Source organism: Leptospira adleri (assembly GCF_002811985.1).
GTDB lineage: Bacteria > Spirochaetota > Leptospiria > Leptospirales > Leptospiraceae > Leptospira > Leptospira adleri.
On the sequence record NZ_NPDU01000002.1, the window covers coordinates 78,938 to 91,089 of the forward strand.

General features: G+C 44.3%; 13 protein-coding genes. 11 read left to right on the forward strand and 2 right to left on the reverse strand.

Features of this window, described 5'->3' with window-relative positions:
- Positions 1-11: 11 nt before the first annotated feature.
- The 5 genes from CH376_RS01215 (at position 12) to CH376_RS01235 (ending at position 4,748) form a co-directional block, all read left to right on the forward strand.
- Positions 12-1,433, forward strand: coding sequence for an MBOAT family O-acyltransferase (locus tag CH376_RS01215; protein ID WP_100783808.1), 1,422 nt, complete (start codon positions 12-14; stop codon positions 1,431-1,433).
- Between the two features lie 51 nt (positions 1,434-1,484).
- Complete coding sequence (locus CH376_RS01220) at positions 1,485-2,108, forward strand: hypothetical protein (RefSeq protein WP_100783809.1); 624 nt, start codon at positions 1,485-1,487, stop codon at positions 2,106-2,108.
- The gene (locus CH376_RS01225) at positions 2,105-3,085 is read left to right on the forward strand and encodes a PP2C family protein-serine/threonine phosphatase (protein WP_100783810.1); all 981 of its coding nucleotides are present in this window, start codon (positions 2,105-2,107) and stop codon (positions 3,083-3,085) included. The genes CH376_RS01220 and CH376_RS01225 overlap by 4 nt, the downstream gene beginning before the upstream one ends.
- Complete coding sequence (locus CH376_RS01230) at positions 3,086-3,379, forward strand: hypothetical protein (RefSeq protein ID WP_100783811.1); 294 nt, start codon at positions 3,086-3,088, stop codon at positions 3,377-3,379.
- 73 nt (positions 3,380-3,452) lie between these two features.
- The gene (locus CH376_RS01235; protein ID WP_100783812.1) at positions 3,453-4,748 is read left to right on the forward strand and encodes a hypothetical protein; all 1,296 of its coding nucleotides are present in this window, start codon (positions 3,453-3,455) and stop codon (positions 4,746-4,748) included.
- On the opposite strand, the gene glpK is transcribed toward CH376_RS01235, so the two are convergent.
- Both glpK and CH376_RS01245 read right to left on the reverse strand, forming a co-directional pair.
- Positions 4,742-6,232 carry a glycerol kinase GlpK gene (gene glpK, locus CH376_RS01240; protein ID WP_100784071.1) on the reverse strand — a complete coding sequence of 497 codons (1,491 nt, stop codon included), beginning with the start codon at positions 6,230-6,232 and terminating at the stop codon, positions 4,742-4,744. The two genes, CH376_RS01235 and glpK, sit on opposite strands and share 7 nt — an antisense overlap.
- A gap of 67 nt (positions 6,233-6,299) precedes the next feature.
- On the reverse strand, positions 6,300-7,256 hold the full coding sequence (locus CH376_RS01245; protein WP_100783813.1) for an MBL fold metallo-hydrolase: 957 nt from the start codon (positions 7,254-7,256) through the stop codon (positions 6,300-6,302).
- A 198-nt stretch (positions 7,257-7,454) separates the two neighbouring features.
- Between CH376_RS01245 and CH376_RS01255 the strand changes: the two genes are divergently transcribed.
- The 6 genes from CH376_RS01255 to CH376_RS01280 all read left to right on the forward strand — a co-directional run bounded on the left by CH376_RS01255 (position 7,455) and on the right by CH376_RS01280 (position 12,141).
- Positions 7,455-7,769: an STAS domain-containing protein gene (locus CH376_RS01255; RefSeq protein ID WP_069607215.1), complete on the forward strand. Its 315-nt coding sequence runs from the start codon at positions 7,455-7,457 to the stop codon at positions 7,767-7,769.
- Between the two features lie 162 nt (positions 7,770-7,931).
- Positions 7,932-8,585, forward strand: a complete 654-nt coding sequence (locus CH376_RS01260; protein ID WP_243394658.1) for a hydroxyacylglutathione hydrolase C-terminal domain-containing protein — start codon at positions 7,932-7,934, stop codon at positions 8,583-8,585.
- 183 nt (positions 8,586-8,768) lie between these two features.
- Complete coding sequence (locus CH376_RS01265; protein WP_100783816.1) at positions 8,769-10,175, forward strand: dihydrolipoyl dehydrogenase; 1,407 nt, start codon at positions 8,769-8,771, stop codon at positions 10,173-10,175.
- The gene (locus CH376_RS01270; protein WP_100783817.1) at positions 10,172-11,089 is read left to right on the forward strand and encodes an ABC transporter ATP-binding protein; all 918 of its coding nucleotides are present in this window, start codon (positions 10,172-10,174) and stop codon (positions 11,087-11,089) included. Before CH376_RS01265 ends, CH376_RS01270 begins: the two co-directional genes overlap by 4 nt.
- Positions 11,086-11,859 (forward strand): ABC transporter permease, encoded by a 774-nt coding sequence (locus CH376_RS01275; RefSeq protein WP_100783818.1) that lies wholly within the window; start codon positions 11,086-11,088, stop codon positions 11,857-11,859. Before CH376_RS01270 ends, CH376_RS01275 begins: the two co-directional genes overlap by 4 nt.
- 12 nt (positions 11,860-11,871) lie before the next feature.
- Positions 11,872-12,141: a BolA family protein gene (locus tag CH376_RS01280; protein ID WP_100783819.1), complete on the forward strand. Its 270-nt coding sequence runs from the start codon at positions 11,872-11,874 to the stop codon at positions 12,139-12,141.
- Positions 12,142-12,152 lie beyond the last annotated feature (11 nt).

Genomic DNA, 12,152 nt, shown 5'->3' on the forward strand with positions numbered 1-12,152 from the left:
TCGGAAATCTGATGTTATTTAATTCTTTACCCTTTCTCTTTTTATTTCTTATCACATATTTGATCTACTGGAACGTCGAAGGACCCTGGAAAAAAAGGGTCCTTCTCGTTTCTTCGATCATCTTCTACGGATATTCCCATATCGCGTTTTTGATTCATTTCCTCCTTGTGATCGGGATCAACTATTACTTCTCCGCAAAACTCTGGGAGATTCGGGAGCGCGGAGAATCCACAAGCGGACTTCTAAAATGGGTCATCGTTTTAAACGGTATCAACCTCGCCTTCTTTAAATATTACTATTTCGTAATGGATTCCATGAGTTCTCTCACGGGAATGGAACTCTGGCAAAAACTCGGGACATCCGTTGAAATTCTTCTTCCGCTTGCGATCAGCTTTTATACGTTTCAGTTGATCGCGCTTCAAGTCGATATACACAGGGGTTTTATCCCTAATCGCATCGGCGCAGGCGACTATTTTCTTTTTATCCTGTTCTTTCCTCAGTTGATCGCGGGACCGATCATGAGATCCACCGATTTTCTTCCGAAACTCGATCATCCCGAAATCGATAAAAACCGTATGAAACTCGGGATCTTTTTATTGATCTTCGGTCTTTTCAAAAAATCGGTTCTTGCGGATTCTATCGCCGGAATCGTCGGCCCGATGTATCTCGAACCGGGTTCTTATCACGCGGCATCCATATATATAGGAATGGTGGGTTTTGCCTGCCAGGTTTATTGCGACTTTTCCGGTTACACGGATATCGCTAGAGGTTCCGCGTTCTTGCTCGGTTATGATATCCCGGAAAACTTCCGAGGTCCGTTTCTTTCCGTTTCCTTCCGCGAGTTTTGGGGAAGATGGCACGTAACGCTCTCCACTTGGCTTCGGGATTACATCTACATTCCGTTAGGCGGAAGTAGACAGGGAGAATTCAGATCCCAGTTGAACATGTTTATTACCATGTGTCTCGGAGGGCTTTGGCACGGAGCCAATATCGCGTTTGTGCTCTGGGGAGCGTATCTCGGTCTGATCTTGGCTGTGGAAAGAATCGTAGAACCGAGACCGACTCCGGGAGTTTCCAACACTCCTTCCAACGCCGTTCGCATATTCAGAAACGTAATTACGCTCAATCTATTTATCTTTTCCGGTCTTTTTTTCAGAGGCGGTTCCGCCGGTAAAAACGCGGTTCCGTTTATGTTGGATTTACTCGGAGCTTACAAAAACATTTTCGTAGGAAAAATCATCCCTCGCTGGGAAGAACTTCTTTTATTTATTTTACTGACGATCGGATTGAACGCATTTCAATATTACCCGCAGCTCATGTCTAAAATTGAAAAACGGTCTACGATACTCATTCCGATTCTCGGCGTAATTCTTCTGCTGCTTTTGGGCGTTTTTGGAGACGGCGGCGGCGAATTTATTTATTTCCAGTTCTAAGTCTTTTTTCTAATATAGAAAAAGTCCGGGACAAGAAGAAAGGAGGCGATCTTGAATCGAGAACGGAACGAACGTCTACCTTTCTTTCTTTCGGTTTTTGTTCTTCTCATCCTGATCGCCGGCTGCACCCCGAATTGGATCCGAGAACTTCCGGCTGCCGGACCTTCCGAAAAGGATATCAATTCCGTACCCGGAGGAATGTATATCCGCAATAGGCCGGAACGTTCGCACATGAATACCCTCTTTTACAAAAACGTAGTTCAGGAAAGAATTTTCCTGAACTCGGCGGAGCGAACCTTCGAAAAGTCGATGCGGAGGGAGGTTAAGGATAAGAACGAATACACGACTTATATCGTAAGCGGAAAAGGAAAGTATTCGGTATCCGGAAACTGGGTTTTACTGGAAACTCAGGAAAAAGGAGAAGCTGAATTTCAAGGAAACGCGGAAGCCTTCGAAATCGTATATTCGCCTTTTATTCACAAATTGTTATATCACTATGATTCTTCCACAAAAACTCTCGTCCCATTGTTATACGAGTCCGGATATAAGGAAAAAACTTTTGGACTCATGGACGGGGTCAGCCAACCCTATTTAGAGGATAAATATTTCCAAATAGCGCGAAAAAACTTTTTGAGAAAAGAATTTCAGTTTCACGCCTATTTTTATAAACCATGAATCTATCGGATTATATCAAAAGATACTTTCAAAGAGTTGGCTGGTTTCTTCCGAGTCTGAATCTTCTTTTCCTGATTTTAATCGTTGTGTTTCTCGAAGGATCCGATTTAGACGCGAAAAAAAGAATCATTTTTTATCTGGTTTCGATCGCCCTTCTCTATCTGATCAATTACATTTCCTTTATACTCTTTCTGACGAAGAAATTTTTACCTTCCGAAGAGGTGCGCGGAAAGATGATGAAACGTTTCCGAAAAGGGGACGACAGAATGCAGAGTTATCTTTTCCCGCTTTCGATCGACGACGACCACTACGAAATCTACGGAAGAACCCTCACCTACAATCCGATAGGCGGCGACTTTTATAATTTTTTAACCGATCTCAAGGGAAACTACTGGATCGGAATCGGAGATTCGGTTGGACACGGATATTTGGCGGGAATTTTCAGTATGATGATCTTTCAAAAGATGTCGTTGCTCGTTCATCTGTATACCGATCCCTACGAAGTCATCGAACAAATCAACGAAAGCCTTTCGGCGAGAACGCAAGCCTATCCCGGAATCAATCCGAGTTTATACGCGACTTTTCTTCTGATCAAAGCGGATAGAGAAGGAAATTTTCAACATTCGGGTTTGCATCCGAGTTTTGTCCACTATAAGAATCAAACGAAGGAAAACGAGATCGTGGAAACGGACGGTAAATTTATCTCCACGACGATGAACTCGAGCTTGAAGAACGTGCAGGGCAGAAATCAGTTTCGACTTAAATCCGGAGATATCGTATTTTGCTTTACAGACGGGCTTTATGAACAGAAGAATAAGGGGAACCTGTATTTCGGAGAAAGCCTCTTTCGATTTTTAGAAGATGTTCCTAAAAACGATCTGAAAAAAATCGCGGACAATCTTTTTGCGGAAATTCTGATTCATACCGGAGGAAGAATTCAGGACGACATGACGATCCTGATGATTCGTAAAAAATAGATGTTAGAATTGACTCCGCTCGAAACCAAAATCCTTACCAACCTTTCCTTAGAAGACAGGGATGCCCGCAAATTAGGAAGAATTCTTCAAGACGTGGTCTTAGTCACCGGTTTGAATGAAGACGAACTTTTGGAATTCATACCGTTCGGTCTCGAAGAAGAAATCAAACTTTTGAAAGTCGAATACAACTTTGCGGTTTTTAAAAAAGCCCTCATTTCGAAATTGACAAAGAGAAACTATCCTTCCCCCGGCTTGTCCGCGCCGATCCCGGAAACGTTACGCCCTTCCTATTGAGGCAATCTCGCTGTTTTTTTTCGACGATAGCCGGTCGTTTAGAAAGAACCGTTTTCTTTTCCCTTAAACCGCAATGCCTTTACACGAAGGAAAGAATTACTTCTTCATTCTTGCGGATCCCGATTCTATCGTTCGATTTACGTCGAAGATCGATCCGTTTTACGACTTTGAAAAAAAAGGAATCGAAGAACTTCCATTTTTATTCGCGTCACCCGGAATCGTCCCGCGATTTTTGTATTCCATAGAATGGAACAGAACCGTATTTCCGAGTAAGACGATCGACTCTCGGGCTTACTTGAGTTTTGAAAACGGAAAAGTCCGTTCGGACACGGAGCGGTTTCCGGAGACGACGATCGAAATCACAAAAGAAGGATCCTTTCCGGTAAAACAAAATCCGTATCTGCCGCTCGGAAAAATCCCGTTTCTATTTTCAAGGAGCGAAGACGAGATAACAACGATCGGAACCGTCGTTTCGGGAGAATTTATACTGTTTCGCCAAAAAAGAAACAAGACCGTTTCCACACGTTATCTGTCACTGAAAGACATCGTAAATCCGGAGTTAACCGAAACCGAAGTTGAAAAAAAGATAGAATCCCTTTACTTCGATCAAAAGAGCAAGAACTTCCTTTTTCGTCTCGTCAAAATTCTTTTCGCAGGAACGCCCGCCGAGGAACAAACGATCGTGTCCAATCTTTTCAGTCACGAACCCGAGTTTGCCGTTTTTCTTCGCGATCAGATCTTTAAGATAGAAATCCTGCCGCTCATCCACGGACCGTTCTTAAATCGGATCCTAATTTCCCTCGACGAAAGAATCGTTCGATTTTCGTATCCGAAACTTTCTCCTCCGGTAAAAGCGATGATCGAAAAAAACATCTCCAAAAATAAATTAAAAAACATCCTCGATTCTCCGCCAAAAAAACCGGAACCGGGCGAATCGCTTGAAGAAAAAATAGAAAGTGAAATTTACAGAAACTTTTCAAGAAAGATATATTATGAAACCGGAATATTCCCGATCTATCGGGAACAACAAGACGATTCGAAGAGCGATCCGAGTTTGTCGATGGAAACCCCCTTTCGGAGCGTCCCAAAAACCGAAAGATTCAACTTTCAGATCTCGGGCGTTGGGGCGGTCCGACTCTACGCGGTGACTGAAAAAACGGTCCTATTTCAGATTCTTCAATGGATCGAAATCGTACGAATGGATACTTTGATTTCAAGGCGGGAACGGGACGAACAATTCTTTCTCAAAATTCCTCCGGGAAGAATTTTGGAAATCCCTTTCTTTCCGGAATTCAGACTCTTATCAGGAGCCGGAATCACGTCGGAAAGAAAGACATTCGAATTTTGTTTATTAGGTTTTGCTTATTGATTGGACCGGATTCTTTTGACCCCATCCTTCCAAATCTGAATTTCTTTTTCTCTTTCCGCGGCCTTCATTTGCGGCGAAAATTCCTTACTGGTCTTGAGTTTCTTTTTGAGTTCGGAAACGGATGGAAAAAATCCCCTTTCCAGCCCGGCTAAAAATGCGGCGCCTAACACGGTTGTGTCGACATTCGCCGGACGGATCACCTTTTTCCCCAAAATATCCGCCTGGTATTGCATCAGCCAAGAATTTCCGGTCGCGCCTCCATCCACTTTGAGGATCTTCAGCTTCGATCCGGTATCGTTTTCCATGGCCTCCACGAGTTCGTAGGATTGAAGGGCGATCGACTTTAGAGCGGCTCTCGTAATTTGTTCCGCGCTCGTATCTCGAGTGAGTCCAAGGATCGCTCCCCTCGCGTTCATATCCCAATAAGGAGCGCCTAACCCGGAAAATGCGGGAACAAACACGACCTCGTCTTCCTTTTTCACGGATGCAGCTAACTTTTCGGAAACTTTAGATTCTTTAAAAAATTTTAGGTTGTCTCGAAGGAATTGAACGACTGCCCCTCCGATAAAAACGGATCCTTCCAAACAATATACGGTCTTTCCTTCCGGTCCGCATCCGAGGGTTGTCAGCAGATTGTTTTTCGAGATTTGGAAGTTATTTCCGGTGTTAAACAAAAGAAAACATCCGGTTCCATAGGTGTTCTTCGCTTCGCCGGGTTCCGTGCAGAGTTGTCCGAAAAGCGCTCCCTGCTGATCTCCCACAAGAGAAGAAATCGGAATTCCATCCGGCAAACCGTTTACTTTTTCCGTTCTTCCGAATAAGGAACTAGAGTTATGCGCCTCCGGAAGGATCGATTCAGGAATTCCTAAAATTTGAGTGAGCTCCCTGTCCCATTCCTTCTTTTCGATGTTGTAGATCAAGGTTCGGCTCGCGTTTGTATGGTCGGTCTTATGCGATTTTCCGTTCGTTAACCGATAGAGCAAATACGTATCGATCGTTCCGAATAATACCTTTCCCTTTTCGGCTTTTGCCTTTACGCCCTTCACGTTGTCAAGAATCCATTTGATTTTGGTTCCGCTGAAATAGGCATCCATCACGAGTCCGGTCTTTTTCCGAAACACAGGTTCGAGACCTTTTTCCTTAAGATCCATACAGATTTCGGAAGTTCTTCTACACTGCCAAACGATCGCGTTGTAAACGGGCTTACCGGTGTCTTTGTCAAAAAGAACCGTTGTTTCCCTTTGGTTCGTGATCCCGATCGCAACGGCGTCGCTCGGTTTGAGTTTTCCGTTTCGTATCGCTTTGAGAATCAACTTCTCCGTTTTTGTCCAAATCTCCTCCGCGTCGTGTTCCACCCATCCAGGCTTAGGATAGTGTTGCGCGAATTCCGAATAGGCGCTGGATATTACGTTGCCCGATTTGTTAAAGCAGAAGGTCCGAATGCCGGTGGTGCCAGCGTCGATTCCGATGATATACTCACTCATTGACGATTCTCCCAAAGATTTAAGAATGAAAGATGGAATTCAATTTCGGACGCAAAAAGATCGGTTCTTAGACTTCAAGTTCCAGACCTTCATACGCCATGATGATCTGTAGTTGATTGTCCGGGTCGAACATCTCTTTGTATTTTAAGGCCCTCAGATAAACTGCGTCCAACTTTTCGTCGTCATACGAAGGATCGTGGTGAAACATCACGAGTTTTTTGACGTTGGCACGGAGCGCGATGTCGGTCGCCATCGAAGCGGAACTGTGTCCCCAGTCGATTTTCTGAAGCGATTCTTCGAACGTATATTGGGTATCAAAGACAAGGATATCCGCGCCTCGAAAATAATTGAGATAGTCCTGGATATTTTCCATTTCGTCTAAGTTGAATTCCGCGTCGGAAGCGAAGATTAAGGATTTGCCGTCCTCTTCAAAACGATAGGAAAAACTTCCTCCAGGATGACGCACGGATTTGGAAATAGCGGAAATCGATTCGGTCACGGGAAAAGCTTTTCCTTCCGGAATAAACTTATAATTCTTCGTAGCCCGAAAGCCGTCGTAAGGAACCGGAAAGTGAGTAAAGCTGTGTTGGTATTTAAGACGTTCTTCCAAATTGTCTACGGAACTCAAAATTTCGAAGACGTTACCGGGGGAATACAGAGGAACAAAAAAAGGAATTCCCTGAATATGATCCCAGTGAGTATGTGTGAAGATCCACTTCGCTTTTCCTTTTCCTTCCAGAAAGCCTTCGTGTAATATCGAATTGCCGAGTTCTCTCAAACCCGTTCCTCCGTCGATGATCACGAGATTGTCTTTTTTATCCCGGATTTCGATGCAAGTCGTATTTCCGCCGTAAGTGCTCCAGTTGGAGAGAGAAAGAGAATCCAAAAATGTATCGATCGCATCCGGGCTTTGGATGTCTGCAGGAGTCGCTAAGCTGAGAATTTTTTGTACTTTGCCCCTTATGGATTCGCCTCGAACCGAGGAAGAAATGGAACCGCGTACACCCCAAAATTTTATGCGCATAATTTAAAAAAACTGACCTGAAAAGAAGAGGATTTTTCAGGAAAATGTTGTCTAAAATTATCAATTCCTTCAGGATTTCCAGCTAATTCTTTTTTATTTATGAAAAATTTCTTCTTGGTAGAGAACGTTAGGAAAAAAATTTTGTTTACCGAGTACACTGATCGATTAGGATTCAAATAGGTTCCGAGCAAAGCAAACGTGGAAAACTTCAACACAGAAATCCTCACAGAAGGAACTACCTGCACGATCCGAATTCAAGGGAGCATCAGCCTTAAAAACGCGTTTGCTCTCAAAGAGCTGATCATCAAAAAACACGGAGAAGGTTTTTCAGATATCGTTCTTGACTTCGCCGGTGACGCTTATTTGGATTCTTCCGGAATCGGAGCCATCTTCAATTCTCAAAAATACGTAACGGAAAGAAACGGTTCCCTCAAACTCAAAAATATCAGCCGAGACGTAATGACGATCTTGAAGATCGCAAATCTCGACAAACATCTGGACATCATCCGTTAGGTTCTCCTTCTGGAAGTTTTTCGGATTTATACTCGATCTCCTCTTCGAAATTTCACTTACATCCTCAGAAATCCGGAGACTTTCCAAACCCTTTCCATCGATCCTTACGATCCGAATCAAATCGATTCTTTCCTGGAAAAAAGAGGATGGAATCTCGACTTCATTCTCAACACGCACGAACACGCGGACCATACTTCCGGAAACGAAGTCCTCTTTCAAAAATACAAACCGATCGTTTATTGTCATCCCGCGGGCATCGGTAAAATTCCGCACGCGACTCATCCGATCAAAAAGGGGGATCGAATTCTTACCTCGTCCGATCGTTATCTGGAAATTTTGGATACTCCGGGTCATACGTTCTGTCACGTTTGTCTTTTACTCGTGGAACAAGGAAAGTCGAAGGCGATCTTTACGGGAGACACCCTTTTCAACGCGGGCGTCGGAAATTGTTACCGAGGAGGAGACCCTGAGATCCTTGCCCGGACGATTCTGGAACAAATCTATCCACTGGAAAACGAAATCGTCCTTTATCCGGGACACGATTATTTGGAATCGAATTTAAAGTTTACTCTTTCCTTAGATCCATCCAATCAATACGCAATCGATACATTGAAAGAATCCGATCGCCTGCAAAAGGACGTGGAATTTCTGACGACCACTCTCGGAAAAGAAAAGAAGATCAATACGTTCCTTCAGTGCGATCGTCCATCAAAAGATTTGCTCGAAAATCTCCGAAAGAAGTCGACTCTCCACGTTACAAAAAACGATCCGAAATCCGTCTTTGTTTCTCTGCGTTCTCTGCGGGATCATTGGTAAAAAGATTCGGAAATCGTTTGCCGGAAAACCCTACCCTGAAGAATCTGTAACCAGGACGGTTCTTTTTTGGATCAGAAAATTTTTCCGGTCTCAAACCTTGGGTCTTGATTTTTGAACCGGGTTCAAAAAAAGAATCGAAGATAGAATCTCGACGATCTCCAATTCCCGATCGGATTAAGTCTTATGAAACAATATGATATCATCGTAATCGGAACCGGAGGCGGAACCAAGTTGGTAACCCCTCCTTCCAAGCTCGGCTACAAAGTCGCAGTGATCGAAAAGGAAACTCCCGGCGGAACGTGTCTCAATCGAGGTTGTATTCCGTCCAAGATGTTGATTTATCCCGCTGAAATTTTAACCCTTGTAAAACACTCCGAAAAGTTTCAGATTTCGTTTCCGAAAAAACCGATCGTCGATTTCAAAGCTCTCGTGGAAAGAGTTTCCAGAACGGTGGATGAGGAATCCGCCTCGATTCTTCCGGCTTATGAAAAAAACCCTAACATCGATTATATACACGGGGTCGCACAATTCGTTTCCGATCGTGTAATCCGTGTTAACGGGGAAGAATTGACCGCGGAAAGAATTTTTATCGCAGCCGGCGCGAGACCCTCGATCCCGGACATACCGGGTTTGGAAGGAACTCCTTATATGACAAGTCGCGAAGCCCTGCGGAGAACGGAACTCCCAAAATCACTCGCCGTCGTCGGCGGGGGATTTATCGCCTTGGAATTGGGTTTCGCCTATTCTGCGTTCGGCTCCGAAGTCGCTTTTTTGGTTCGCAACAGGATGATCAAAAACGAAGACGGAGACGTCGTAGACGAATTCGAACGGGTTTTCTCAAAAGAACAAAACGTATTACTTCATTGCAACATTCAAAAGATAGAATATAAGGAGAATCGGTTTTATTTGGACGTTATCGTCGACGGAAAGCAAACCGCTTTGGAATCGGAGGCCTTACTCGTCGCAACCGGAATTCGGCCGAATTCCGATCTGCTCGGACTTTCCAACACGAAAATTAAAACCGACAAAGACGGATATATTCAAGTAAACGAATATCTCGAAACGACCGCTCCGGGAGTTTACGCGCTCGGAGATATCATCGGAAGATATTTTTACAGACATTCGGTCAACTTCGAAGGCGAATTCCTCTTTCGAACTCTCTATCAGGAAAAGAAAAGAACGCCGATCGAATATCCTCCGGTCCCGCACGCGGTTTTTACTCACCCGCAAGTTGCCAAAGTCGGCAAAACCGAAGAGGAACTCAAAACATTAGGAATCGATTATATCGCAGCGAAAAATCCATACGGTTCGAGCGCGACCGGAATGGCTCGGCTTTCCGACTCGGGTTTTATCAAAATTCTTGTGGAGAAAAAAACTAGAAAAGTTTTGGGAGCCCACGCGATCGGGGACGAGGCTTCGAACGTGATTCACCTTTTCGTCCTTCTGATTACGATGAACGGAACCGTCGACGACCTTCTAAAAATGATCTACATCCATCCCGCGTTACCCGAGATCGCGCGTAACGCGGCAAGAAAGGCGAATGAAATTCTTCAAACATTAGAAACGACGGGAACCAAAGAAAAAATATGAAATTTGCGCTGCAAATTGAGAACTTAGTCAAAACCTATTCCGGCGGAGTTACGGCCCTCAAAGGAATCAGTTTAAACGTGGAAAGCGGGGATTTTTTTGCTCTACTCGGTCCGAACGGAGCGGGAAAATCGACTACGATCGGAATTCTGAGTTCCTTAGTGAACAAAACATCGGGAAAAGTTCAGATCTTTGACGCGGATATCGACGTCGATTTGGCAAAAGCGAAATCGTACATCGGAGTCGTTCCTCAGGAGTTCAACTTCAATATCTTCGAAAGAGTGGATCAGATCGTGGTCAATCAAGGCGGTTATTACGGTTTGGATCGTAAGTTGGCCGCCGAACGCGCCGAAGGTTATTTGGCCCAACTCGGACTCTATGAAAAACGTAAGGAAACCGCCGGTCGACTTTCCGGAGGAATGAAACGAAGATTGATGATCGCTCGGGCTCTGATTCACAATCCGAAAATTCTCATCTTGGACGAACCGACCGCCGGAGTGGACATAGAACTCAGACGTTCTCTTTGGGAATATCTCCAGAAGTTGAACGCCTCGGGAATTACGGTCATCTTAACGACTCATTATCTGGAAGAAGCCGAAAGTCTTTGCAGAAACATCGCGATCATCGACCAGGGAAAAATCGTTGAGAACACTTCGATGAAGGACCTCCTACAAAAACTGGATCAGGAAACATTCATTTTGGATTTTACGGGTAATCTCAATTCTCATCGCAGCGCGCCAGGCATCGAAATCAAACAGATAGACAACTCCACTTTGGAGGTTTCCGTCTTCCAAGACGCGTCCTTGAACGATCTTTTCAAACTTCTCGATCAGAACGGAATCAAAATCAGCAGCATGAGAAACAAATCGAACCGATTAGAAGAACTCTTCCTCAAACTGGTGGAGAAAAAACTATGACCCTCACCGAAAAATACAACGCATTCAAAACGATCGTCATCAAAGAGACCGTACGAATCTTGAGAATCTGGATCCAAACTCTCATCCCTCCGGGAATTACGATCACGCTCTATTTTATCATCTTCGGTAAGTTAGTCGGTTCTCAAATCGGAAACATCGGAAATCACACGTATATCCAGTTCATCGTTCCGGGTCTCGTGATGATGTCCGTGATCATCAATTCGTATAACAACGTCGTCTCCTCCTTTTTCGGAGCCAAGTTTCAAAAGAACATTGAAGAACTTCTCGTCTCACCGACTCCGCCGTCCCTGATCGTGCTCGGTTATACGATCGGGGGAGTTATTCGAGGTATTCTTGTCGGAATTCTCGTGATCGCGATTTCTCTATTTTTTACAAAATTAGAAGTTCATAATTTTCCAATGCTGATGACGACGGTGATTTTGAGTTCCCTTCTCTTCTCCTTGGGAGGTTTTTTAAACGCCCTCTTTGCAAAAAAATTCGACGACGTGACGATCATTCCAACATTCATTCTCACCCCGCTAACTTATCTAGGGGGAGTTTTTTATTCGATACAGATGCTCCCTCCTTTTTGGCAAAACGTTTCGAAACTCAATCCGATTCTTTATATGGTGAACGCGTTTCGATTCGGCTTTTTAGGAGTCAGCGATATCCATCCAGGGTTCGCGCTTCTGATGATTTCGGTCTCGACTCTCGCTCTCTACGTGCTTTCCGTAATTTTACTCAAAAGAGGAAGCGGAATCAGAAACTGATTCCACAAACACATGAGTATTCAAGAAGATATCAAACAAAGATTACTCCAGGAATTGCAACCATCCCGATTGGAGGTTGTCGATTTCAGCGAAGAGCACTCGGGTCATACGGGAAACCCTGAAAACAAGAAGGAAGGAACTCATATCAGAATCGTTCTAATCTCTTCGGCTTTTTCCGGCAAATCCAAGGTGGAACAACACAGGGTCGTGTATTCCATTCTAAAACCCTGGATCGATCGCGGACTTCACGCGATCGTACTCGAAACCGGAGAAAACGAGTAAATTCGGATTGT